The organism is Kitasatospora sp. NPDC085879 (assembly GCF_040686255.1).
Taxonomy (GTDB): Bacteria; Actinomycetota; Actinomycetes; order Streptomycetales; family Streptomycetaceae; genus Kitasatospora.
In genome coordinates this window covers 86,931-111,700 of the sequence record NZ_JBFBJZ010000021.1, presented here as the reverse complement: position 1 = coordinate 111,700, position 24,770 = coordinate 86,931, and the positions used below count along the sequence as shown (strand labels likewise).

General features: G+C 73.3%; 19 protein-coding genes and 1 pseudogene. 9 read left to right on the top strand and 11 right to left on the bottom strand.

The window, feature by feature from the left end:
- Positions 1-20 precede the first annotated feature (20 nt).
- From AB0P35_RS18230 to AB0P35_RS18220, 3 genes and pseudogenes are all read right to left on the bottom strand, one after another.
- Entirely contained in the window at positions 21-794 is a 774-nt protein-coding gene (locus tag AB0P35_RS18230; protein ID WP_095872790.1) for a TIGR04222 domain-containing membrane protein, read from the bottom strand.
- Between the two features lie 76 nt (positions 795-870).
- Positions 871-1,869, bottom strand: coding sequence for a TIGR04222 domain-containing membrane protein (locus AB0P35_RS18225; RefSeq protein WP_363511741.1), 999 nt, complete (start codon positions 1,867-1,869; stop codon positions 871-873).
- Between the two features lie 51 nt (positions 1,870-1,920).
- A pseudogene (locus AB0P35_RS18220) lies at positions 1,921-3,268 on the bottom strand (DUF692 domain-containing protein).
- 206 nt (positions 3,269-3,474) lie between these two features.
- On the opposite strand from AB0P35_RS18220, the gene AB0P35_RS18215 reads away from it, so the two are divergent.
- Entirely contained in the window at positions 3,475-4,386 is a 912-nt protein-coding gene (locus AB0P35_RS18215; protein WP_363511739.1) for a GNAT family N-acetyltransferase, read from the top strand.
- Between the two features lie 57 nt (positions 4,387-4,443).
- Here AB0P35_RS18215 and AB0P35_RS18210 read toward each other — a convergent pair whose 3' ends face one another.
- The 5 genes from AB0P35_RS18210 to AB0P35_RS18190 form a co-directional block, all read right to left on the bottom strand.
- Positions 4,444-6,561 (bottom strand): restriction endonuclease, encoded by a 2,118-nt coding sequence (locus tag AB0P35_RS18210; RefSeq protein ID WP_363511737.1) that lies wholly within the window; start codon positions 6,559-6,561, stop codon positions 4,444-4,446.
- Positions 6,562-6,689: 128 nt separating this feature from the next.
- Entirely contained in the window at positions 6,690-7,094 is a 405-nt protein-coding gene (gene msrB, locus AB0P35_RS18205; protein WP_095872784.1) for a peptide-methionine (R)-S-oxide reductase MsrB, read from the bottom strand.
- A gap of 13 nt (positions 7,095-7,107) precedes the next feature.
- A complete protein-coding gene (gene murC / locus AB0P35_RS18200) occupies positions 7,108-8,514 on the bottom strand; it encodes a UDP-N-acetylmuramate--L-alanine ligase (protein ID WP_363511735.1) in 1,407 nt (468 codons plus the stop codon).
- A 123-nt stretch (positions 8,515-8,637) separates the two neighbouring features.
- A complete protein-coding gene (locus AB0P35_RS18195) occupies positions 8,638-9,096 on the bottom strand; it encodes an indole-3-glycerol phosphate synthase (RefSeq protein WP_095872782.1) in 459 nt (152 codons plus the stop codon).
- Positions 9,097-9,206: 110 nt separating this feature from the next.
- Entirely contained in the window at positions 9,207-9,986 is a 780-nt protein-coding gene (locus AB0P35_RS18190) for a dihydrofolate reductase family protein (RefSeq protein WP_363511733.1), read from the bottom strand.
- Positions 9,987-10,023: 37 nt separating this feature from the next.
- Here AB0P35_RS18190 and zapE point away from each other — a divergent pair, with 37 nt between their 5' ends.
- The 4 genes from zapE to AB0P35_RS18170 all read left to right on the top strand — a co-directional run bounded on the left by zapE (position 10,024) and on the right by AB0P35_RS18170 (position 15,326).
- On the top strand, positions 10,024-11,085 hold the full coding sequence (zapE, locus tag AB0P35_RS18185; protein WP_363511731.1) for a cell division protein ZapE: 1,062 nt from the start codon (positions 10,024-10,026) through the stop codon (positions 11,083-11,085).
- 67 nt (positions 11,086-11,152) lie between these two features.
- Positions 11,153-13,246: an excinuclease ABC subunit UvrB gene (uvrB, locus tag AB0P35_RS18180; RefSeq protein WP_363511729.1), complete on the top strand. Its 2,094-nt coding sequence runs from the start codon at positions 11,153-11,155 to the stop codon at positions 13,244-13,246.
- 237 nt (positions 13,247-13,483) lie between these two features.
- Positions 13,484-14,065, top strand: coding sequence for a TerD family protein (locus AB0P35_RS18175; RefSeq protein ID WP_095872779.1), 582 nt, complete (start codon positions 13,484-13,486; stop codon positions 14,063-14,065).
- A gap of 271 nt (positions 14,066-14,336) precedes the next feature.
- A complete protein-coding gene (locus AB0P35_RS18170; protein WP_363511727.1) occupies positions 14,337-15,326 on the top strand; it encodes a TerC family protein in 990 nt (329 codons plus the stop codon).
- A 43-nt stretch (positions 15,327-15,369) separates the two neighbouring features.
- Here AB0P35_RS18170 and AB0P35_RS18165 read toward each other — a convergent pair whose 3' ends face one another.
- The 3 genes from AB0P35_RS18165 to AB0P35_RS18155 form a co-directional block, all read right to left on the bottom strand.
- Positions 15,370-15,969 carry a class IV adenylate cyclase gene (locus AB0P35_RS18165; RefSeq protein ID WP_363511725.1) on the bottom strand — a complete coding sequence of 200 codons (600 nt, stop codon included), beginning with the start codon at positions 15,967-15,969 and terminating at the stop codon, positions 15,370-15,372.
- 18 nt (positions 15,970-15,987) lie between these two features.
- Positions 15,988-16,641 (bottom strand): MBL fold metallo-hydrolase, encoded by a 654-nt coding sequence (locus AB0P35_RS18160; RefSeq protein WP_095872776.1) that lies wholly within the window; start codon positions 16,639-16,641, stop codon positions 15,988-15,990.
- A gap of 84 nt (positions 16,642-16,725) precedes the next feature.
- The gene (locus tag AB0P35_RS18155; protein ID WP_363511723.1) at positions 16,726-17,550 is read right to left on the bottom strand and encodes a maleylpyruvate isomerase family mycothiol-dependent enzyme; all 825 of its coding nucleotides are present in this window, start codon (positions 17,548-17,550) and stop codon (positions 16,726-16,728) included.
- Positions 17,551-17,984: 434 nt separating this feature from the next.
- On the opposite strand from AB0P35_RS18155, the gene uvrA reads away from it, so the two are divergent.
- The 4 genes from uvrA to rapZ all read left to right on the top strand — a co-directional run bounded on the left by uvrA (position 17,985) and on the right by rapZ (position 24,755).
- Positions 17,985-20,951 carry an excinuclease ABC subunit UvrA gene (gene uvrA, locus AB0P35_RS18150; RefSeq protein ID WP_363511721.1) on the top strand — a complete coding sequence of 989 codons (2,967 nt, stop codon included), beginning with the start codon at positions 17,985-17,987 and terminating at the stop codon, positions 20,949-20,951.
- Positions 20,952-21,095: 144 nt separating this feature from the next.
- The gene (locus AB0P35_RS18145; RefSeq protein WP_363511719.1) at positions 21,096-21,617 is read left to right on the top strand and encodes a Rieske (2Fe-2S) protein; all 522 of its coding nucleotides are present in this window, start codon (positions 21,096-21,098) and stop codon (positions 21,615-21,617) included.
- Positions 21,618-21,682: 65 nt separating this feature from the next.
- On the top strand, positions 21,683-23,752 hold the full coding sequence (gene uvrC, locus AB0P35_RS18140) for an excinuclease ABC subunit UvrC (RefSeq protein WP_363511717.1): 2,070 nt from the start codon (positions 21,683-21,685) through the stop codon (positions 23,750-23,752).
- Positions 23,753-23,876: 124 nt separating this feature from the next.
- Positions 23,877-24,755, top strand: coding sequence for an RNase adapter RapZ (gene rapZ / locus AB0P35_RS18135; protein ID WP_363511771.1), 879 nt, complete (start codon positions 23,877-23,879; stop codon positions 24,753-24,755).
- The last annotated feature ends 15 nt before the right edge of the window (positions 24,756-24,770 follow it).

Genomic DNA, 24,770 nt, shown 5'->3' with positions numbered 1-24,770 from the left:
GCACGGGCGGCGCGGCGGGCTCAGGTCCGCAGCGCCGCCCGCAGCCGTTCGTCGGTGAGGGCCGCCGGGCCCACCATGGCGACGGCGGTGAGCAGCGCCTGCTCAGGGTCGCGGGTGTGGCCGAGCTGGCGCGGCACCCGGGCCGTGCGCAGCACCTCCAGGCCGGCCGGGGCGGCGAAGCGGGTGTAGGTGTGCACGTCCACCCGGGCCATCAGCAGGGTGCCGCAGGTGAGGATCAGCGGCAGCGAGAACCAGGCGATCGCCGCGCCCGCGTCCCCGGTGCCGGGGGCCGCCAGGGCCAGGGAGGCGGCCAGCAGCAGCACGCACAGCAGCAGGGCCTGCCGCACGTGCCGCACCGCGCGCGAGGTGTCCCGCCGGACGCGCTCCGGTGTCGCCAGCCCGGCCAGGGCGAGGCGCTCGCCGATCTCCCGGACGGTCGGGTGCGCCGCCAGCGAGGCCCGCAGCGGTGCCGTCCGGCACTGGCCCTCCGGCCCTATCTGCGCGATCAGCGCCCGCTCCAGCCGGCTGCGGCCGCGCGGGTCGACCACGGTGGTCCAGCCGGTGTGCGCCAGGTGCAGCCGGCCGCGGCCGGCCATCAGGACCAGCGCCAGCTCCACCACCCGGGCCGGGCCGCCGGCCAGGTAGGCGGTCTCGTACAGGCCGATCCCCACCGCCTCGGAGGGCCGGGAGGGGCCGAGGCCGTCGAGGACGTCGGCCCTCGTGGCGACCCGGACCAGCTGCAGACAGGTGAGCGCGGCAGTCGCGCAGGCCGGGATGAGGAGGAGCACCCACATGGGCTTGTTCTAGCCCCGGCAGGGGCGGGCGGGGAACACGTGCCCCGCCCGCGATACGAAACTGTGACAAGCCGGGTCAGGACCCGCCGCACCCGCCGCCGCCGCAACTGGAGCCGCACGAGCTGCCGCCGCCGCAGGAGCTGCCGGAGGAGCAGGAGCTCCCCGAGGAGCCGCAGGAGCCGCTGGACGAGCCGCAGCTGGACGAACCGCAGGACGACGAGGAGCCGCCGTCCGAGGACGAGCCGCACCAGACCGCCGTGGAGCCGCTCGCCGAGTTGAGCGCGTAGGTGGCGGCGAGCTGCCGGGCCATCAGGGCCGCCCGCGTCTCCTCGTCCAGGATCTCGGTGCCGTCCAAGGCCAGTGCGCCGAGCACCGCCAGTGCCGCCGCCGGCGCCGCCACGTCCCACGGCCGCCAGGCGCCGCCCTCCTTCATCATCGACAGCTGCCGGCGGCCGGCCGGGGTGACCCGGCCCTTGTCCGGCCGGGTCGCCACCAGGAAGATCACGCCGACGATCAGCAGGATCGCGAACGGCAGGACCGGCGGCGCGCCGGTGTAGCGGTCCTCGAAGCTGCGGCCGGCCCAGTCCACCATCGCGAACACGCCGAGCACCACGGTGGCCAGCAGCGCCAGCCCGAACACGATGCGGGCCCGCACCAGGGCCCGGTGGCGGTCCGGGCGGCGCATCAGACCGCGCTCCGCCAGCCGGTCGCCGATCTCCTGGACGGCGGCGCTGCGGGCGACCGCCAGGCGCAGCACGTGCGCGTCCTGCTGCCGGCCGGGGCCGGCCGCCTCGATCAGGGCCGCCTCGACGGCGTCCCTCGGCTGCGGTTCGGTGACGGTGACCGTGCCGGCCCGCGACACGATCACCCGGCCCTCCTGCTGCATCCGGATCAGCGCGGTGACCGCGACCCGGGTCGGGCCGCCGGCCAGGAAGGCCGTCTCCAGCAGCTCCAGTCCGCGACCGGACAGGCCCCGCGGGTGCGGCACCCGGCGCAGCCGCGTGTTGGTGACGCTCACCGCCGCCCCGGTGGCCAGCACCAGGACGAGGGCCACAGTGAACTCGGTACTCCACATCGTCGTCTCCCCCGTGGATCGAACGGGTCCGAGGACCCGGGTGGTGCCGCCTCAGCCCCGGGACGGGACAGGGCGGTCGTGGGTGCCCGCGCCGCGGCGGCGCAGGCGGTCGGGCAGCGTGCGGGCGAGCACCGTCCGGGCCGTCCGCAGCGGGTTCGACGGCCGCGGCGCGCCCTCGGGCCGCAGCCAGTGCTCCAGCTCCGCCCGCCAGGGCGCGGCCGGCTCCGCGGTCAGCGCCCAGACGGCGAACTCCCGGGCGTCGGCCCGGTACCCGCCGCGCTGCGGGCCCTGCCGGGCGTACCGCTCGAACAGCGGCCGCCAGTCGGCGCCGAGGATGCGGGCCGGCTCCGGTGCGACCCTGGCAGTGGTGTCCCGCCGCTTGGCGAGCAGCCCGCGGGCCTGGGTGGCGACCTGCGCCGGGTCGAAGCCCTCCGGGACGGGGCCGCCCGCGACCAGCGCGGCCATCAGCGCGGTCTGCCGCCGGGCGAGCCGGGCCCGCGCCACGGCCAGCTCGGCGTCCTCCGCGCGCAGCAGGTACTCGTCGGGTTCAGCCACCGAGTGCCACCTCCTCCCGGGCGGGTGCGCGCTCCAGGACGACCCGGATCGCGTCGAGTTCGCCGGCCAGTTCGGCCGGCGGCGGGAAGGCGTCGTCCCGCTCCAGCAGGACGCCGGGCGGCACGGCGCGGCCGCAGAGCTCGGCGAGCACCTCCAGCACCGGCGCGGTGACCGGGTGGGCGTGCGTGTCGTGCCACACCCCGTCCCGCTCCACGCCGCCCGCGACGTGCACGTACGCCAGCGCCTCCAGCGGCAGCCGGGCGAGCTCCGCGGTGACGTCCAGGCCCAGGTTGACCCGGTTGGTGTGCAGGTTCGCGACGTCCACCAGCAGCCGCACCCCCGTGCGCTCCACCAGCTCGGCCAGGAACTCGCCCTCGGTCAGCTCGTCGTCCGGCCAGCGCAGATGCGCCGCGATGTTCTCCAGGGCGAGCGGCACCGGCAGCTGGTCCTGGGCGATCCGGACGTTCTCCGCGACCACCCGCAGCGCGTCCCGCGAGCGCGGCACCGGCAGCAGGTGGCCGGACTCCATCCCACCGGCCCGGACGAACGCGAGGTGCTCGGTGACCAGCGGCGCGTCCAGCGCCTCGGCCACCTCGGCCAACCGCGCCAGCCGGTGCGCGGCCGGCGGTTCGGCGCCGCCGAGGCCGAGCGAGACACCGTGCGGGACGACGGTCACGCCGCGCCCGCGCAGCACCTCCAGCGACCGGGGCAGGTGGCCGGCGCACACGTTCTCCGCGACCACCTCCACCCAGTCCACGCCGGACAGCCGCTCGACCGCGGTGTCGATCTCCGCCCGCCAGCCGATCCCCACCCCCAGCCGGGGCGGCTCCGTCGAGTGCGCCATGCGTGCTCCCCCCTCTCCACTTCCCGTGCTCAGGTCTTCCCGTGCTGAGGGTGTACCGGCCGGACACGGCTGCCAACCACCGGCAGCCGAACTCAGAGCTGAACTTGAGCTTTCTCCGCGGCGCCGCCCGCCGGGCAGGCAACTCCAGTCCCAGGGACCGATATTCGGCGGCGCCGGGGCGGCCGAGTCGTTAACGTGACGTGTCTATGACGCTCACGATCCGTGCCTTCCGGCCCGACGACGCGCCCGCGGCCTGCGCCGCGCTGCGCGCCGGCCGCCCGTATCTTGTCACCACCCCCGAGGCGGTCGCCTGGCAGGCCGCCGCCCAGCCCCACCTGCGGACCCTGCTCGCCGAGGCGGACGGCGAACTCCTCGGCGTCTCCCGGTTCGGCGCCTACCCGGACAGCGAGGAGCCCGGCCACGGCTTCGCCCGGGTCCACGTCGCCCCCGGGCACCGAGGCCGCGGCGCCGGCACCGCGCTGCTGGCCGCCACCGAGGAGGCGCTCGCCGCCGAGGACGTCCGGCACGCGCACTGCTGGGTGGACGACGAACCGGCGGCACACGCCTTCGCCGCCGCCCACGGCTACACCCGCGGCCGGATCGCCTACTTCGGCGCACGCGACCTCACCGCCCCGGTGCCGCCGCGGCCGGCCGGCCCGCCCGGCATCGAACTGCGCACCGGCGCCGACTACCTGGACGACCCGCACCCGCTCTACCTGGTGGACGTCGAGGGCACCCGGGACGAGCCCGGTGACGTCGACCTCGCCGACCAGGGCTACGCCTCCTGGCTCGACGAGATCTGGCACCGGCCCGACCTCGACCGCGAGCTCACCACCGTGGTGGTCGCCGACGGCCGGCCGGTCGGCTTCTCCGCCGCCCAGACCGACGGCGAGGGCCGCTACTGGTCCTCCTTCACCACCACCGTCCGCGCCCACCGCGGCCGGGGCCTCGCCAAACTCGCCAAGGCCGACTCGCTGCACCGCGCCCGGGCCGCCGGCATCACCGCGGCCTACACCCACAACGACGGCGACAACGCCCCGATGCTCGCGGTCAACGACTGGCTCGGCTACCGGCGCTTCGCCGCCGAATGGAAGTACAGCCGCGAGCTGGACTGCTGACGCACACGGGAGACTCATTCAGGGGCGCTGGGGCCCCTGATGCCCGTCCGAGAGCCTTCAGCCGACGTCGACGCCGTGGGCGCGGGCCAGCCCGGCCAGGCCGTCCGCCCAGCCCTGGCCGACCGCCCGGACCTTCCACACCTCCGGGCCGCCGGCCGGCCGGTGCCGGTACACCTCGGCGACCAGCATCGCCGAGACCGCAGGGTCGGACGGCGGGCGGAACGACCAGGCGGTGCCGTCCTCGGCGTGCAGCAGCAGTTCCGCGTCCGTGAGGTGGGCGCAGCTCAGCCCGGCGTCGGCGTCCATGTTGACGGAGACCGCGACCCGCCGGACGTCCGCCGGGAGGCCGGCCGGCCGCAGCACCGCGGACTCCGAGCGCCGCCCGTCCGCGGCGGCCGACTTGTCGCCGAGCAGCACCGCCCCGCCGGCCGCGCTCCGCTGGTGGTAGAAGACGAAGTCCGCGTCCGAGCGGACCAGGCCCTCGTCGGTGAGCAGCAGCAGCGTCAGATCCGCCTCCGCGCCCGCGGAGGAGAAGCGCACGGTCAGGCCGTCGAGGGCGCCCGGTGGCAGTACCGCGTTCTGCCCGGGCCCGAGCACCGCGGGCTCAGGGTCCGGTCGGCGGGCACCGCCGCCCCGGGCCTTCGGCCGCCCGTCGGCCGGGCCGAGCCGCCCCGCCAGGCCGTGTTCGCGCAGCAGCGCCACCAGCATCGGCCCGTCCACCAGCGTCAGCGGCCGGCCCTCCACCCAGCGCCGGGAGCCCGGGCCGAAGCCGGAGGTGGTGACGAGGATGCCGCGGTTCGCCCCGCAGCGGGCCATCGTCGCGTCCAGGTCGCGGACGGCCGTGGGCGGCACGGTGTGCCGGTAGCGCTTGGCCTGGATGACGATCTGCCCGCCGGTGATCGGGTCCGGGTCCTCCGCCAGCACGTCCACGCCCTCGTCGCCGCTGCGCGCGGTCGTCCGGGTGCGCAGGCCGCGGCGGCGGAACAGCTCGGCGATCAGCTCCTCGAAGGCGATCGGGTCCATGGTGAACAGGTCCGGGCCCTCGTCGTCCGCCGGCGCCGCCGCGGCCGGTGCGCCCGTCGCGTGCGGCCGGACGGCCTCCGGCCTGTCCGGGCGCGCCGACAGCCGGCCGTGCAGCGCCTCCTCCAGGCAGTCCACCGCGGCGACCCGTTCCAGGTCCAGCGCCAGGAAGTCCGCCTGCTCGGTGGCCACCGACACCAGGCAGCGGCTCTCCTCCCGCCCGGTCGCCGGATCGACCGCCTCCACCACGCCGTTCACCACCACCGAGGCGAGCAGGCCCTCGGTGTCCGCCCGGAACGCCTCCGCCAGCACCCGTAGCGCGCACTGCGCCACGACCTCCCGGTAGAGCGCGCGCCGTTCGCCGACCGGCCGGGCCACCTCGGCGTCCCGGTCGTCGGTCTTCACGTACCGGTGCCGGGCGACCGCCGGCACCACCGAGAAGTCCGGCAGCGGCCACTCCACCACCAGCTGCCGGGCGCCCGCGTCCCAGACCGCCTCCGCCGTGTGCGGGAAGCCCTCCGGCCAGTCGTCCCGCCAGCCGAGCGCCGTTTCGAAGTACTCCTCGACCGCCTCCGGCACGCCTGCCCGGAGCCCCGCCGCCAGCTGTGCCGCATTGGCCGCGAGCTGCCGGCGGGAGGCCAGCCAGGTATCGAACTCGGCCCGGTACTCGTCGAGTTGGCGCAGCCGCTGCTGTTCGGCGGCCTGCGCCGCGTACCAGTCCTGCTCGAACCGGGCGCGGGCCTGCGCCGCCTGCTCGTCCCACTGCCGGCGGGCCGCCGGGTCGAACGCCTGCGCGCCCGTCAGCGGCGGTATCAGGTACCAGGACTGGTCCGGCATCGGCACCGGCACCCCGAGCTGCCCCGGGTCGAAGGCGGCCGCCGGCGCCGCCAGGTCGGCGGGGGAGAAGCCCCGCCCGCGCAGGCCCGCGGTGAGTGTGTCGCGCAGCGCCGCGACCCGCTCCTCCAGCTCGGCCGTCCGCCGGGCCGCGTCCGCCTCCCGGCCCTGCCGGTACGCCCGCAGCGCCTCCCGCTGCCCCTGCGCCGCCGCCCGCTCGGCGTCCCGGCGGGCCCGCTCGTACTGCCGCTGCGCGGCGGCGTCGGCGCGCCGCTGCGCCTCCTCCCGGCGGTGCTGTTGGCGCTGTGCCTCCGCCAGCATGGCCAGTACTCCGGAAGTGCGACGCCCTGCCACCGTGGTCCTCTCGTGCCGTTCGACTGATGATCAGTCTGGCACGGTGTGGCGCCGTGGTGACAGGGCGTGCGGGAGTGCGCTGCTGGGGCCCCGGCCTACTCGGCGGGCCGGAGAGTCAGCGAGATGCTGTTGATGCAGTAGCGCTGGTCGGTCGGGGTGTCGTAGCCCTCGCCCTCGAAGACGTGCCCGAGGTGGCTGCCGCAGCTGGCGCAGCGGACCTCCACCCGGCGCATCCCGAAGGACGTGTCCTGGATGTACTCGACGCTGTCCCCGGCCAGCGGGGCGTAGTACGAGGGCCAGCCGCAGTGGCTCTCGAACTTCGTCTCACTGCTGAAGAGCTCGGCCCCGCAGGCCCGGCAGCCGTACACGCCGACCGTCTTGGTGTCGGTGTACTCGCCGGTGAAGGCGCGCTCGGTGCCGGCCTCGCGGAGCACGTGGTACTCCTCCGGGGACAGCTGGGCCCGCCACTCGGCGTCGGTCTTCTGGATCTCGTGGGTCACGACAGTCCTCCCATCAGGCACCGGGTGCAACGTCCGCGAGGCGGGCGAGAATTTCCGGGCCGAGGTTGGTCACGTCGCCGGCGCCCATGGTCAGCACCAGGTCGCCCGGCTTCGCCAGGGCGGCCAGCCGGTCGGGGGCGGCGGCGAACTCGTGCTCCGCGGCGACGTCGGCGCCGGCCCGGCGGGCGGCGTCGACGATCAGGGCGCTGGTGACGCCGGGGATCGGGTCCTCGCGGGCCGGGTAGATGTCGAGCACCACCGAGGCATCGGCGAGTGCCAGCGCACCGCCCATCTCCTCGGCGAGCTGCTGGGTGCGGCTGAACAGGTGCGGCTGGAAGACCACCAGCACCCGGCCGCCGCCCGCGGCCTCGCGGATCGCGTCCAGGTCGGCGGCCATCTCCGTCGGGTGGTGCGCGTAGGAGTCGATCACCTGCACCCCGGCGGCCTCGCCCTTGAGCTGCAGCCGGCGGCGCACGCCGGTGTAGCTGCCGAGCGCCTTCGCCAGGTCCGCGGCGGGCACGCCGAGCGCCACACCGGCGGCCAGCGCGGCGACCGCGTTGTGCGCGTAGTGGCGGCCGGGCACGGAGACCGTGAAGGACAGCTCCTCGCCGCCGAGCTCCACGGTGACCTCACTGGTCATGCCGCGCGCGGCGACCGAGAGCACCCGCACGTCGGCGTCCTCGGCGGCGCCGACCGTCACCACGTTCAGGCCCACCCGGCCGGACACCCGGCGGGTCAGCTCCCGGGCGCCCTCGTGGTCGGCGGAGACCACCAGGGTGCCGCCCGGCACGATCCGGCCGACGAAGGTCTCGAAGGACTGGTGGATCTCCTCGATCGAGGCGTAGTTGGCGTGGTGGTCCAGCTCCACGTTGAGCACGATCGCCACCTCGGGCGCGTACTTGTGGAAGCTGCGGTCGCTCTCGTCCGCCTCCGCGACGAAGATGTCGCCGGTGCCGTGGTGCGCGTTGGAGCCCGGCGCGTCCAGGTCGCCGCCGATCGCGTACGAGGGGTCGAGGCCGAGCTCGCCGAGGCTGACCGCGAGCATGCTGGTGGTGGTGGTCTTGCCGTGGGTGCCCGCGACGGCCAGCGCCCGGCGGCCGCCCATCAGCGCGGCGAGTGCGTCGGAGCGGTGCACGATCGAGATCCCGCGCTCCCGGGCCGCCACGAGCTCCGGGTTGTCCGCGCGGATCGCGCTGGAGACCACCACGCTGCTGGTGCCGGCCGGCAGGTTCTCCGCGGCGTGGCCGACCGCGACCGTGGCGCCGAGCGCGCGCAGCGCCAGGACCGTCTCCGACTCCTTCGCGTCGCTGCCCGAGACCTGGGCGCCCCGCACCGCGAGGATCTTCGCCAGTCCGGACATCCCGGCGCCGCCGATGCCGATGAAGTGCGGGGCGTGCAGGTCGTGCGCGGCGTCGTTCAAGGGATGCTCCGTACAGCCGGGGACTGGGAGGACGAGAATCGCCCTCGCGGTGGTTCCGCAAGGACGATTCTGCACCACCGGCGGGCCGGCCCCGCCCGCCCGAGGGCGGGCGGGGAGGGCGGCTCAGGAGTCGCTGGCGAACAGCTTCAGCACCGGCACGCCCACCTTGTGCCGCGCCCGGGACGCCCAGTCCCGGTGGAAGAACTCCTCGACGAAGTGCGGCGAGGTCAGCACCAGCACCTCGTCCGAGCCGTGCTCCTCGACCACGCTCCGCAGGCCGTCGAGCGGGTTCTCCTCCACCACCCGGCCGGTCGCCTCGGCACCGGCCTCGCGCAGGTGGCGCAGGCTGTACTCCAGGGACTCCTCGGCCACCGTGGGCACCGACTCGTCGTCGTGCTCGTGCACCGCCTTGTCGAGATGGCCCAGTGCGACGTCGTCGAGCGCTCTCAACAGCTCGTCCTGTTTTCCCCGCGGCTGCATCAGCACCACGAACGACACCTTCTCGTCGCCGTGCAGCGTGGTGACCAGCTCGACGTCCGCGTCGGACAGCGCCTTTTCGATCATCAGTACGGTCTTGAACACGTGAGTCCCTTCGACGGTGCAGGCCCCCGAGTCCGCTTGCCCTCATCTTGCCCGGCGGAAGCTTTCCTCACGCTGCACACGCACCACACAGGCCCCAGCGGTCCTTGCGGTCACTCCCCGCCCGGTCCGTCCTCCGCCCGCACGTAGCGGGTGAACAGGAAGCCGCCCTCCTCGATCAGCGACACCAGCCGCATCGGCCGCAGCCCCTCGACCGGTGCGCCGTGCGCGATCCTCGGCGCGTCGCCGGAGGTCAGCAGCGGCGCCAGCGACAGGCACAGCTCGTCCAGCAGGCCCGCCGCCGCCAGCCCGCCCAGCAGCCGCGGGCCGCCCTCCGTCAGCTGCCGGGTCCAGCCGCGGGCGGCCAGCGCCGCCACCGCCGCCGCCAGGTCCACCGACCGCTCGCCGGCCACCACCACGTCCGCCACCTCGGCCACCGCCCGGCGCGCCTCGGCCGGGGAGTCCTCCGTGGTCACCACCACCGTCCGCACCAGCGGCTCGGTGAACAGCGGCGCCGACAGGTCCAGCGTCAGCCGCCGGCTGACCACCGCGATCGCCGGCGCCGGGGCCTGGCCCGCCGCCGCGCGGGCCGCCGCGAACTCCTTCCGCGCCCGGCCCGGCCGGTACCCCTCCGCGCGGACCGTCTCCGCGCCCACCAGCACCACGTCCGCCAGCGCCCGCAGCACCCCGAAGATCCGCTTGTCGGCCACCCCCGACAGGCCCTCCGACAGGCCCGCCACCCGGGCCGAGCCGTCCAGACTGGACACCATGTTGCCGCGCAGCCACGGCCTCCCCTCCGCCACCTGCGCCGGGTAGGCGTAGAGGGCGGCCAGTGCCTCCAGCGAGGCCGGGTCGGCGACGGCGGCTGTGAGCGGATTCATCAAGAGCTGCATGGCTGCGAGTCTTCCACGGGGCGTACCCTCTACTACCGTGCCCGCAGCCCCCCACGCCGACGCGACCGCTTCCGAGACGGCCTCCGTGACAGCCCTCACCGACCGCCGACCGGTCGTCCCCGCCGAGCGCCTGGTGGCCGAGATGGTCCCGCCGCCGCGGTTCGCCGGCGTCAGCTTCGGCAGCTACATCCCGGACAGCACCCAGCCCAGCCAGTACGAGGCCGTCCAGGTCCTGGAGCAGTTCGCGGCCTCCCTCAACGGCAGCGGCGCAGCCCCGAAGCGCAGCTGGTTCCGCCGCGGCCCGGCCGCCCCGGCCGCACCCGCCGGCATCTACCTCGACGGCGGCTACGGCGTCGGCAAGACCCACCTGCTCGCCTCGCTCTGGCACGCCACCCCCGGCCCCAAGGCCTTCGGCACCTTCGTCGAACTGACCAACCTGGTCGGCGCACTCACCTTCAAGGGGGCCGTCGAGACCCTCTCCGGCCACCGGCTGCTCTGCATCGACGAATTCGAACTCGACGACCCGGGCGACACCGTCCTGGTCTCCACCCTGCTCAGCCGCCTCGTCGAGAACGGCGTCAAGCTCGCCGCCACCTCCAACACCCTCCCCGACAAGCTCGGCGAGGGGCGCTTCGCGGCCGCCGACTTCCTCCGCGAGATCCAGGGCCTCTCCGCGCACTTCCGGCCGGTCCGCATCGACGGCCAGGACTACCGCCACCGCGGCCTGCCCGAGGCCCCGCCGCCGTACACCGACGACGAGGTCACCGCCCGGGCGGCCGGCGCCCCCGGCGCCTCGCTGGACGACTTCGACGCGCTGCTCGACCACCTCAAGAACGTCCACCCCAGCCGCTACGGCGCCCTCCTCGACGACGTCCACGGCGTCTTCCTGCGGGGAGTGCGGCCGGTCGACGACCAGTCCACCGCCCTGCGGCTGGTCGTCCTCGCCGACCGCATGTACGACCGGGAACTCCCCGTCACCGCCTCCGGCGTGCCCTTCGACCAGGTCTTCCCCGAGGAGATGCTCCGCGGCGGCTACCGCAAGAAGTACCTCCGCGCGGTCTCCCGCCTCGTCGCCCTCGCCCGCGACAGCGCCCGCTAACCGGCCCCGGTGCGGATGCGCTGCGGATCCGGCCTCGGTTGTCGGTGGGGGGTCGTACGGTGGACCCGTGCGACCCATCACGAGTATCGAGCGGTCAGTGGCGCCCTTCGAGGTCGTCAGCCCCTACCAGCCGAACGGTGACCAGCCGGCGGCCATTGCCGAGCTGGAGCGCCGGATCCGGGCGGGCGAGAAGGACGTCGTCCTGCTCGGCGCCACCGGCACCGGCAAGTCCGCGACGACCGCGTGGATGATCGAGAAGCTCCAGCGCCCCACCTTGGTGATGGCGCCGAACAAGACGCTGGCCGCCCAGCTCGCCAACGAGTTCCGCGAGCTGCTGCCCAACAACGCGGTCGAGTACTTCGTCTCGTACTACGACTACTACCAGCCCGAGGCGTACGTCCCGCAGACGGACACCTACATCGAGAAGGACTCCTCGATCAACGAGGAGGTCGAGCGGCTGCGCCACTCCGCGACCAACTCGCTGCTCACCCGCCGCGACGTGATCGTGGTCGCCTCGGTCTCCTGCATCTACGGTCTCGGCACCCCGCAGGAGTACGTGGACCGGATGGTCCCGCTCAAGGTCGGCGAGGAGATCGACCGTGACGCGCTGCTGCGCCGCTTCGTCGACATCCAGTACACCCGCAACGACGTCGCCTTCAGCCGCGGCACCTTCCGCGTCCGCGGCGACACCATCGAGATCTTCCCGGTGTACGAGGAGCTCGCCGTCCGGATCGAGATGTTCGGCGACGAGATCGAGGCGCTGTACACGCTGCACCCGCTGACCGGCGAGATCATCAGCCAGGACGACTCGATCTACGTCTTCCCGGCCTCGCACTACGTGGCCGGCCCGGAGCGCATGGAGCGCGCCGTCAACGACATCGAGAAGGAGCTCGGCGAGCGCCTCGCGGTGCTGGAGAAGCAGGGCAAGCTGCTGGAGGCCCAGCGGCTGCGCATGCGCACCACCTACGACATCGAGATGCTCCGCCAGATCGGCACCTGCTCCGGCGTGGAGAACTACTCGATGCACTTCGACGGCCGCGAGCCCGGCACCGCGCCGAACACCCTGCTCGACTACTTCCCGGAGGACTTCCTCCTGGTCATCGACGAGTCGCACGTGACGGTGCCGCAGATCGGCGCGATGTACGAGGGCGACGCCTCCCGCAAGCGGACCTTGGTCGACCACGGCTTCCGGCTGCCGTCCGCGATGGACAACCGCCCGTTGAAGTGGGAGGAGTTCCTGGGGCGGGTCGGGCAGACGGTGTACCTGTCGGCGACCCCCGGCAAGTACGAGCTGTCCCGCGGTGACGGCGCCGTCGAGCAGATCATCCGTCCGACCGGCCTGATCGACCCCGAGGTGATCGTCAAGCCGACGGAGGGCCAGATCGACGACCTGGTGCACGAGGTCCGCACCCGGGTCGAGCGGAACGAGCGCGTCCTGGTCACCACCCTCACCAAGAAGATGGCGGAGGACCTCACCGACTACATGCTCGGCCTGGACATCCGGGTCCGGTACCTGCACAGCGACATCGACACGCTGCGCCGGGTCGAGCTGCTGCGCGAGCTGCGGGCCGGCGAGTACGACGTGCTGGTCGGCATCAACCTGCTCCGCGAGGGCCTCGACCTGCCCGAGGTGTCGCTGGTGGCGATCCTCGACGCGGACAAGGAGGGCTTCCTGCGGTCGGGCACCTCGCTGATCCAGACGATCGGCCGTGCGGCGCGCAACGTCTCCGGCCAGGTCCACATGTACGCGGACCGGATCACCCCGGCGATGGAGCTGGCGATCGAGGAGACCAACCGCCGCCGGGTGGTGCAGCAGGCGTACAACGAGGCGAACGGCATCGACCCGCAGCCGCTGCGCAAGAAGATCGGCGACATCCTGGACACCCTGGCCCGGGAGGACGTGGACACCGAGGAGCTGCTCTCCACCGGCTACCGGGGGGCGGGCGGCAAGACCCGCACACCGGTGCCGGCGCTCGGGGCCGACCGCAAGCCGGCCAAGAGCCTGCCCGCGGCCGAGCTGGCCCAGCTCATCCAGGACCTCACCGACCGGATGCACGCGGCCGCCGCCGAGCTGCAGTTCGAGGTGGCGGCGCGGCTGCGGGACGAGGTAGGCGAGCTGAAGAAGGAGCTCCGGCAGATGCGCGAGGCCGGAATGGCCTGAGCCCGGCCCGGCCGGGTGCGCTCCCACCGGGAGCGCCCTGCATGACGTGTGCCCGCAGGCCCTAGGCTGGCCTGCGGGCACCGTTCGTCGTTCGAATCCGGCCGCAGGACATGCGGCCGGGCGGCGGCGGTGCGGCCGCAGGGCACTGGGGGCCTCAGCCGGGGGACGGCAACGGGGTGTTCCGTCGGAGCGCGGTGGGACCGCTCCCGCCGGGCTGAGGAGAGAGAGGGAAGCACCGTGTCGGTGAATCTGGCCAAGGGGCAGAGCGTCAGCCTGCAGAAGAGCTCGGGGGAGTCGCTGACGGTCGTGCGGATGGGCCTCGGCTGGCGGGCCGCCGTCCGCAAGGGGCTGTTCGGCAGCCGCAGCCGCCAGGTCGACCTGGACGCCTCGGCCCTGCTGTACGCCGAGCGCACCCCCTCCGACGTGGTGTTCTTCCAGCACCTGGCGAGCAATGACGGCTCGGTGCAGCACACCGGGGACAACGTGACCGGCGGGGCCGGCCGCGGCGGCGACGACGAGGTGATCCTGGTGGACCTGCTGCGGGTGCCGGCGCACATCACCCAGATCGTGTTCACCGTCAGCTCGTACACCGGCCAGAGCTTCGCCGAGGTGCAGGACGCGCACTGCCGGCTGGTCGACGAGTCCACCGGGCAGGAACTGGCCCGCTACGAGCTGGCGGCCGGCGGCCGGCACACCGGGCAGATCATGGCCAAGGTCTACCGCGAGCCGGAGGGCGGCTGGGCGATGCAGGCGATCGGCGCACCGGCCCGGGCCAGGACCTTCCAGGACATGCTGCCGGCGATCGAGCCCTTCCTCTGAGCCCGGCGGCGCACCCCAGGCACACCCGTTGAGTGCCCCCGGTCGCCCCGGCACCTGACGTTTCTTTACCTTCTTTACCTTGTCTTGGGGATTCTGTTAGCCTCGGCGTAGAGCGGAGGGGAGTACTCCCCAGCGGCAGCCCCGTCATCACGGACACCCGCCCATCGGGTGTCCCGGGGTGCCGGCCCGCGTGCTCCTTCGGTGAGCCGCAGGGTGGAGGAGACCTCCGGCAGTGACGATGCCTGTTCGCCTACCTGCCGGAGGAGCAGACGTGGACGTTTCCCTGAGCCTGTGGATCGGCACGATCGGGGTGCTGATCGCCCTGATCACGGCCGACTTCTTCATCGGCGGCCGCAAACCGCACGAGGTCTCGATCAAGGAGGCCGGGATCTGGACGACCGTCTGGATCATCCTGGCGATCGGCTTCGGCGCCTTCCTGTGGAAGCAGTACGGATCGCAGCCGGCGAGCGAGTTCTTCGCCGGCTACATCACCGAGAAGTCGCTGAGCGTCGACAACCTCTTCGTCTTCATCCTGATCATGGGCAAGTTCGCCGTGCCGCGGATCTACCAGCAGCGCGTGCTGATGTTCGGCGTGATCATCGCGCTGGTGCTGCGGGCGGTCTTCATCGCCGGCGGCGCGGCCCTGGTCTCCACCTTCTCGTGGGTGTTCTACATCTTCGGCGCCTTCCTCATCTGGACGGCCTGGAAGCTCATCCAGGACGCCCGCTCCGACGAGGAGGAGGAGTTCGAGGAGAACCGCCTGCTCAAGTCGATCGAGCGGCGCTTCCCGGCGACCGACAAGTACCACGGCACCAAGCTCTTCATCGTGGAGAACGGCCGCCGGCTGATGACGCCGATGCTGATCGTCATGCTGGCGATCGGCACCACCGACGTGCTGTTCGCGCTGGACTCCATCCCGGCGATCTTCGGCCTGACCCAGGACCCGTACATCGTCTTCACCGCGAACGCCTTCGCGCTGATGGGTCTGCGCCAGCTGTACTTCCTGATCGGCGGCCTGCTGAAGAAGCTGGTCCACCTCGCCTACGGCCTGTCGGTGATCCTCGGTTTCATCGGCGTGAAGCTCGTGCTGCACGCGCTGCACGAGAGCGGCGTGCACGTGCCGGAGATCAGCATCGCCGCCTCGCTGGGCTTCATCGTGGTGGTCCTCGCCGTCACCACCGTCACCAGCCTGATCGCCTCGCGCCGCCAGGAGCGCGCGGCGCTGGAAGCGGCGGACGAGCGCGACGGCGCGGACGTCTGACCCACCCGATCCCGCAGCGGCGGGGTGCGACCGCGGGGACCGGTCACACCCCGCCGCTGCGTCGGCGCGCGGCGGCCACCGCGTCGGTGTACGCCTCGTCGGTGAGGTCCGCCGGCGGCACGCCGAGCTCGGCCAGCACGGCGCGGACGGCCGCCAGCGCCCCCGCCAGGTCCTCCTCGCCGCAGACCGTCTCCACCTCCAGGAAGACCCCGGCGAGCTCCGGGACCTCGACCAGGGTGGCCAGCAGCTCCCGGCCGGCCCGGTGCAGGGCGTGGTTGCGGCAGTGCTTCTCGAAGGCCAGCACCGGCCGGTAGCCGAGCCCGTGCAGCACGGCGGCGGCCGCGGCGGGGTCGGCGACGGCGGTCTCGGCCTCCGGCTTGGCGCCGGAGACCGGGTCGACGCGGGCGTCCTTGTACGTCAGCAGGGTGCGGGTGCCGGCCGGGCCGGCGACGGTGCGCAGCCGCAGCTCGCGGTCGCCGCGGGCCAGCGGGCCGTCCGCCAGGTCGTAGTAGGTGTCCCGGTACACCTCGGCCCGGCCGGGGCCGGCCAGCGCGTCCAGCCGGGCCCGGACGGCGGCCGGGTCGCGGACCACGGCCTTCAGCTCGGCCTCGACCGCGCGGCCCGGCCGCGCACCGTCACTCATCTGCGGCTCACCGGCCGGTCACCAGCCGCGCTCGCGCCACTCGTCGAGGTGCGGGCGCTCGGCGCCGAGCGTGGTGTCGTTGCCGTGGCCGGGGTACACCCAGGCCTCGTCCGGCAGCACGTCGAAGATCTTCTCGTTGACGTCGCGGAAGAGGCTGGCGAAGGCCTCCGGGTTCTTCCAGGTGTTGCCGACGCCGCCGGGGAAGAGGCAGTCGCCGGTGAACACGTGCGGGTGGCCCTGCGGGTCGTCGTAGATCAGCACGATCGCGCCGGGGGTGTGGCCGACCAGCGTGCGGACGGTGAGCTCGACCTGGCCGACCCGCAGCACGTCGCCGTCGTCGAGCAGCAGCTCGGTGGGGACGTCGACGGCCTCGGCGTCGATCCGGCCGGCCGCCGTCCGGGCGCCGGTGGCGGCCACCACCTCGGCCAGCGCCGCCCAGTGGTCGTGGTGCCGGTGGGTGGTGACGACCGTGGCCAGACGGTCGCCGACGGTCTCCATCAGGGTGGGGGCGTCGGCGGCCGCGTCGATCAGCAGCTGCTCGTCGGTGGCGCGGCAGCGCAGTAGATAGGCGTTGTTGTCGTACGGGCCGACCGCCACCTTGGTGACGATCAGGTGGGCGAGCTCCCGTACGTCCGGCGGGCCGCCGACCTTGACCGCTCCGTGGTAGGTCATCGCACTGCTCCTCGGTCGTCGTGGCCGGACACCGCGGCGGGGCCGGGTGCCGGCTGAAAGTCCGTCACCTGCATCATCGCCTGTTCAGTTCAGCGGCGGAAGCGGGGGCAGCGCGGTGCGCGGGTCGGGCAGCAGCACGCCGGACCGGTGCACCTGCAGGCCGTCGCCGTCGGAGCGGCCGGAGAGCCAGGCCGTGAGCGCCCGGACGGGGCCCTCCACGGCCAGCTCGGGGCCGGCCGTCCCGGGGTCGGCCGGCTCGCCGAGCCGCACCCGGGCGCCGGTGTCCTCGGCGGTGAGCACGACGGCGGGCAGGCCCTCGGCGCCGTCCAGCCGGGCGGCGAGCCGGGCCAGTTCGGCGCCCGCGAAGGCCTCCGGCCAGTGTGCGGGGGTGTACCCGGCGTCCAGGTCGACGTGGTGGTACTCGACCTCCATCAGCCGCTTCCACGGCACCTCGTACGCGGGGAAGACGTAGCCGGTGCGGTGCCGCAGCGGCACCGTCCAGGCGGCGTCCGGCAGGCTCTCGGCGGTGCGGGCGAGCCGCTCGGCGGTGTGCCGCAGGTCGGCGAGCTGCTCGTCGAGCGGGCGGCCGGCGCCGTCCCGGATGCCCTGCTCGCGGGCCTCCGGGCTCGCGTACTGCGGGATGTCGACCCCGGTGAGGGCGGTCTCCAGCAGGTTGACCAGCGAGTCGGCGTTGCGCGCCAGGTGGGCCAGCACGTGGCCGCGGGTCCAGCCGGGCAGTGCGGAGGGCCCGGCGACGGCCTCCGGATCGAGCTCGGCGACGGTGCGCAGCAGGTGCTCGGTGGCCCCGGCGACCGCCTTGAGGCTCTCGGCGGCCCTGGCAGCGGCCTCCTCGGACGTGACGCCGGACGGGATGCCGGTGGGGGTGCCGGTGGGCGCGGGGTCGGTCATGGCGGTCTCCCGGGTGGGCCGTGGTGCGGACCGGCGTTTCCCGCGGGGGCCGCCGGTCGTTGTCACGGCGACGCTATCGCCCGGCGACGGCGCCGAGCTGCCGGTTCTCCCGTCCTGGTGATCAACGTGTCGGGACCGCGTCACTCATTCGGGTGGTCTCCACTGGACAAGCTCGATATTCGAACGCCTGAGCTATAGGCTGGCAGTCCCGAGTCGGAAGAAATCGCCCATCCCGCTGGTTGCCTTCCCTGGGGCATGCTTGCGGTCGCCGCCGACGCGGCCGTGTGCCGCCAGGGGCCGGGCCGCGGTGGATCCGAGGACGCACCGATTCGCCTGTCGTAGCCCCGAAGCCGCCCCGAAGCCGCCCCGGAACCGTCCGAGGCCGGCCCTCAAGCCCCCGAAGCCCACCTCCCCGGAGAAAGGCGCCAGAAGCAGTGGCCGACCGCCTGATCGTCCGCGGTGCTCGCGAGCACAACCTCAAGAACGTCTCGCTCGACCTGCCCCGCGACTCCCTCATCGTCTTCACCGGCCTCTCCGGGTCCGGCAAGTCCTCGCTGGCCTTCGACACGATCTTCGCCGAGGGCCAGCGCCGCTACGTCGAGTCGCTGTCCTCCTACGCCCGGCAGTTCCTGGGCCAGATGGACAAGCCGGACGTGGACTTCATCGAGGGCCTCTCGCCCGCGGTCTCCATCGACCAGAAGTCCACCAGCCGCAACCCGCGGTCGACGGTCGGCACCATCACCGAGGTCTACGACTACCTCCGCCTGCTCTTCGCCCGGGTCGGCAAGCCGCACTGCCCGCACTGCTCCCGCCCGATCGCCAGGCAGTCCCCGCAGGCCATCGTCGACCGGGTGCTGGAGCTCGCCGAGGGCACCCGCTTCCAGGTGCTCAGCCCGGTGGTGCGCGAGCGCAAGGGCGAGTTCGTCGACCTCTTCGCCGACCTGCAGTCGAAGGGCTACGCCCGTGCCCGGGTGGACGGCGCGACCGTCCAGCTCACCGAGCCGCCCACGCTCAAGAAGCAGGAGAAGCACACCGTCGAGGTGGTCGTCGACCGCCTGACGGTCAAGGAGAGCGCCAAGCGCCGGCTGACCGACTCGGTCGAGACGGCCCTCAAGCTCTCCGGCGGCATGGTGGTGCTCGACTTCGTCGACCTCCCGGAGGACGACCCCGAGCGCGAGCGGATGTACTCCGAGCACCTCTACTGCCCGTACGACGACGTCTCCTTCGAGGAGCTGGAGCCCCGCTCCTTCTCCTTCAACTCGCCGTTCGGCGCCTGCCCGGAGTGCTCCGGCCTCGGCAACCGGATGGAGGTCGACCCGGAGCTGGTGATCCCGGACGAGGAGAAGTCGCTCGACGAGGGCGCCATCCACCCGTGGTCCCAGGGCCACACCAAGGAGTACTTCCAGCGCCTGATCGACGCGCTCGCCGGCGAGCTCGGCTTCCGCACCGACATCCCGTGGGCCGGGCTGCCCGCCCGGGCCCGCAAGGCCCTGCTGTACGGCCACCGCACCCAGGTCGAGGTCAAGTACCGCAACCGCTACGGCCGCGACCGCTCGTACACCACCTCCTTCGAGGGCGCGGTGCCGTTCGTGCAGCGCCGCCACTCCGAGGCCGAGAGCGACTCCAGCCGCGAGCGCTTCGAGGGGTACATGCGCGAGGTGCACTGCCCCGCCTGCAACGGCACGCGGCTCAAGCCCGTGGTGCTCGCCGTGACGATCCAGGACAGGTCGATCGCCGACATCGCCGCGATGTCGATCAGCGACTGCGCCGAGTTCCTGGGCGCGATGAAGCTCAGCGCCCGCGACAAGAAGATCGCCGAGCGGGTGCTCAAGGAGGTCAACGAGCGGCTGCGCTTCCTGGTCGACGTCGGCCTGGACTACCTCTCGCTCAACCGCGCCGCGGGCACCCTCTCCGGCGGCGAGGCCCAGCGCATCCGGCTCGCCACCCAGATCGGCTCCGGCCTGGTCGGCGTGCTCTACGTCCTCGACGAGCCCTCCATCGGCCTGCACCAGCGGGACAACCACCGGCTGATCGAGACGCTGGTGCGGCTGCGCGACATCGGCAACACCCTGATCGTCGTCGAGCACGACGAGGACACCATCAAGACCGCGGACTGGGTCGTCGACATCGGCCCCGGCGCCGGCGAGCACGGCGGCAGGGTGGTGCACTCCGGCTCGCTGAAGGAGCTGCTCGGCAACGAGGAGTCGCTGACCGGCCAGTACCTCTCCGGCCGGCGGTCCATCCCCACCCCGGCCGTCCGCCGACCGCGCGACAAGAAGCGCCAGCTCGTCGTGCACGGCGCCCGCGAGCACAACCTGCAGGACGTCACGGTCGGCTTCCCGCTGGGCACCTTCACCTCGGTCACCGGCGTCTCCGGCTCCGGCAAGTCCACGCTGGTCAACGACATCCTCTACACCCACCTGGCACGCGAGCTGAACGGCGCCCGCAGCGTGCCCGGCCGGCACACCCGGATCACCGGCACCGACCTGGTCGACAAGGTGGTGCACGTCGACCAGTCGCCGATCGGCCGCACCCCGCGCTCCAACCCGGCCACCTACACCGGCGTCTTCGACCACGTCCGGCGGCTCTTCGCGGAGACCCAGGAGGCGAAGGTCCGCGGCTACCTGCCCGGCCGGTTCTCCTTCAACGTCAAGGGCGGCCGCTGCGAGAACTGCTCCGGCGACGGCACCATCAAGATCGAGATGAACTTCCTGCCGGACGTCTACGTCCCCTGCGAGGTCTGCCACGGCGCCCGCTACAACCGGGAGACGCTGGAGGTCCACTACAAGGGCAAGTCCATCGCCGAGGTGCTGGACATGCCGATCGAGGAGGCGCTGGCCTTCTTCGAGGCCGTCCCCGCCATCGCCCGCCACCTGCGCACCCTCAACGACGTCGGCCTCGGCTACGTCCGGCTCGGCCAGTCCGCGCCGACCCTCTCCGGCGGCGAGGCCCAGCGCGTCAAGCTCGCCTCCGAGCTGCAGAAGCGCTCCACCGGCCGCACCGTGTACGTCCTCGACGAGCCGACCACCGGCCTGCACTTCGAGGACATCAGCAAGCTGATCAAGGTGCTGGAGGGCCTGGTCGACAAGGGCAACACGGTGATCGTCATCGAGCACAACCTCGATGTCATCAAGACCGCCGACTGGATCGTCGACATGGGCCCCGAGGGCGGCAGCGGGGGCGGCATGGTGGTCGCCGAGGGCACCCCGGAGGAGATCGCCGCGGTCCCCGCCAGCCACACCGGCAAGTTCCTGCGGGACATCCTCGGCGGGGTCTCCGACGCGGCCGTCCCCGCCGCCCGGCGCGGCGGCAGCCGCACCACCGCCGCCAAGGCGGCCTCGGGCACCGCCGCCAAGGCGTCGACCGGCACCGCCCGCAAGCGGGCCGCCGCCAAGAAGTAGCGAGGCGCACGCTCACCGAACCTCCCCGGCCCCGGGCCGGCCGGGGAGGTGGTGTGTCAGTACCGCTCGGCCGACCGGCATGCTCGGCTTCGAGACATAAACTGCGGTCGGTCCGCCCGTACCAGCGTCCGAGGAGCCGCCCGCATGATCGAGCCCGCCGTCACCGCGCCCGTCACCGAGCCCGTCACCGCCGAGCCCGGCCAGGGCCCCGCCGCCTCCCGCCGCACGCTGCTCTGCGGCGCCGCGGCCGTGCTCGCCGCGGGCGGGGCCGTCGCGGTCTCCGGCTGTTCCTCGTCGTCCTCCTCCGGCTCGGGCTCGTCCGGCTCGGGGTCCTCGGGCGGCTCCGGCGGCACCCAGGCGCAGACCGCCGCCCCGGTCGACCTCGGCCCGGCCGCGGACATCCCGGTCGGCGGCGGCAAGGTCTTCCGTGAGCAGAAGATCGTCGTCACCCAGCCCGCCGCGGGCGAGTACAAGGCCTTCAGCGCCAAGTGCACCCACGCCGGCTGCATCGTCGACGAGGTCAAGGACAAGCAGATCGACTGCCCCTGCCACGGCAGCCGGTTCTCGATCTCCGACGGCGCCGTCGAGGCCGGCCCGGCCCCCAAGCCGCTGCCCGCCTACAAGGTGGCCGTCGTCAACAACAACGTCCAGGTCACAACGGTCTGACCGGTTCCCGGCAGCACCCCGGGAAACGGCCACGGACGGTCATCGGCAGTCGGTACGGTAGGGGCATGGCAGACCCGTCCACCTACCGTCCGGCGCCCGGTGCGATCCCGCTCTCACCCGGGGTGTACCGGTTCCGCGACGAGCACGGCCGGGTCATCTACGTCGGCAAGGCGAAGAGCCTGCGCCCCCGCCTCTCCTCGTACTTCCAGGACCTCGCCGGCCTGCACCCGCGCACCGCCACGATGGTCACCACCGCCGCCTCCGTCGAGTGGACGGTGGTCGGCACCGAGGTCGAGGCGCTGCAGCTGGAGTACTCCTGGATCAAGGAGTTCGACCCGCGGTTCAACGTCAAGTACCGCGACGACAAGAGCTACCCCGAGCTCGCCGTCACCCTCAACGAGGAGTTCCCCCGCGTGCAGGTCATGCGGGGGGCGCACAAGAAGGGCGTGCGCTACTTCGGCCCGTACGGCCACGCCTGGGCCATCCGCGAGACGGTCGACCTGCTCCTGCGGGTCTTCCCCGTCCGCACCTGCTCCAACGGCGTCTTCAAGCGCGCGCAGCAGGTCGGCCGCCCCTGCCTGCTCGGCTACATCGGCAAGTGCGCCGCGCCCTGCGTCGGCAAGGTCTCCGCCGACGAGCACCGCGCCCTCGCCGAGGAGTTCTGCGACTTCATGGCCGGCCGCACCGGCGGGTACCTGCGCCGCCTGGAGCAGCAGATGCAGGACGCCGCCGCCGCCATGGAGTACGAGAAGGCGGCCCGGCTGCGCGACGACATCGGCGCCCTCAAGCGCGCCATGGAGAAGAACGCGGTCGTCCTCGCCGACGGCACCGACGCCGACGTGCTCGCCCTCGCCGAGGACGAGCTGGAGGCCGCCGTCCAGATCTTCCACGTCCGCGGCGGCCGGGTCCGCGGCCAGCGCGGCTGGGTCACCGACCGGGTCGAGGACGTCGACACCGCCTCCCTGGTCGAGCACGCCCTGCAGCAGCTCTACGGCTCCGGCACCGAGTCCGTGCCCCGCGAGGTGCTCGTCCCCGCCCTGCCGGAGCCGGCCGAGCCCGCCCGCGAGTGGCTCACCGGCCTGCGCGGCGCCCAGGTCGACCTGCGCGTCCCGCAGCGCGGCGACAAGAAGGACCTGATGGCCACCGTGCAGCGCAACGCCCAGCAGGCGCTCGCGCTGCACAAGACCAAGCGCGCCTCCGACCTCACCACCCGCAGCCGCGCACTCCAGGAGATCGCCGAGGCGCTGGAACTCGACTCCGTCCCGCTGCGCATCGAGTGCTTCGACATCTCCCACCTGCAGGGCGAGGACGTGGTCGCCTCCATGGTCGTCTTCGAGGACGGCCTGGCCCGCAAGAGCGAGTACCGGCGCTTCCAGATCAAGGGCTTCGCCGGGCAGGACGACGTCCGCTCGATGCACGAGGTGATCGGCCGCCGCTTCCGCCGCTACCTCCAGGAGCGCGAGCAGACCGGCGAGTGGGCCGTCCCCGAGGACACCACGGCCGACGGCACGGTCGACGGTGCCCTCGACGGGGCCGACTACGGCGCCGACGACCCGGCCGCCGCCGGCCCGGTCGACCCGGAGACCGGCCGCCCCCGCCGCTTCGCCTACCCGCCGCAGCTGCTGGTCGTCGACGGCGGCCAGCCGCAGGTCGCCGCCGCCCGCCGCGCCCTCGACGAGCTCGGCATCGACGACGTCGCGCTCTGCGGCCTCGCCAAGCGCCTGGAGGAGGTCTGGCTGCCCGGCCAGGACGACCCGGTCGTGCTGCCGCGCACCAGCGAGGGCCTCTACCTGCTGCAGCGCGTGCGCGACGAGGCGCACCGCTTCGCCATCACCTACCAGCGCGCCAAGCGCTCCAAGCGGCTCACCGCCGGTGGGCTGGACGCGGTGCCAGGCCTCGGCGAGACCCGCCGCCAGGCACTGCTCAAGCACTTCGGCTCCCTCAAGCGGCTGCGGGCCGCCACCGTGGACGAGCTGTGCTCGGTGCCCGGGATCGGCCGCCGCACCGCGGAGACTGTTGCGGCGGCGTTGGCCTCCCGGCCATCCGCCGCACCCGCGGTGAACACCGCCACCGGCGAGATCATTGATGACAGCGCCGACCCGGCCGGGGCCGGCGCGCCCCGGGAGACGCCATGACGGCCGATGACGCCCGTCGCTGCACGGCCCCCGGCACCGCCCTCGCCGGCGGCGCCGGGAAGCACCGCAGGGCCCGGGGCGTTCTTCCGAAGCGAACCAGCGAGAGCGGGGAACCGAAGTGACTGTGTCCGACGTGGGCGACAACGTACCGGAGCTGGTGATCATCTCCGGCATGTCCGGCGCCGGCCGGAGCACCGCGGCCAAGTGCCTGGAGGACCTGGGCTGGTTCGTGGTGGACAACCTGCCGCCCGCGCTGATCCCCACCATGGTGGACCTCGGCGCCCGCTCCCAGGGCTCGGTGCCGCGGATCGGCGCGGTGGTCGACGTCCGCGGCCGCAGCTTCTTCGACGACCTGCTCACCTCGCTGGAGGAGCTGGAGAAGCGCGGCGTGCGGCTGCGCGTCGTTTTCCTGGACTCCTCCGACGAGGCGCTCGTCCGCCGCTTCGAGTCCGTCCGCCGCCCGCACCCGCTGCAGGGCGACGGCCGCATCGTCGACGGCATCGCCCAGGAGCGCGAGCTGCTGCGCGACCTGCGCGGCGAGGCCGACCTGGTGATCGACACCTCCAACCTCAACGTCCACCAGCTCCGGGCCAAGCTCGACGCCCAGTTCGCCGACCACGACGAGCCCGAGCTGCGCGCCACCGTGATGTCCTTCGGCTTCAAGTACGGCCTGCCCGTCGACGCGGACCTCGTGGTGGACTGCCGCTTCCTGCCGAACCCGCACTGGGTGCCCGAGCTGCGGGCCCACACCGGCACGGACAGCGACGTCGCCGACTACGTCTTCAGGCAGCCCGGTGCCCAGGAGTTCCTGGACGGTTACGCAGAGCTGCTGCGGATCGTGACCGAAGGGTATCGCCGGGAGGGCAAGCGCTACATGACTCTTGCCGTAGGCTGCACCGGTGGCAAGCACCGGAGCGTCGCCATGTCCGAGCGGCTGACCAGGCGTCTGATCGCGGACGGCGTCGAAACGGTGCTCGTCCACCGCGACATGGGCAGGGAGTGACCGTCCGGGGCTGAC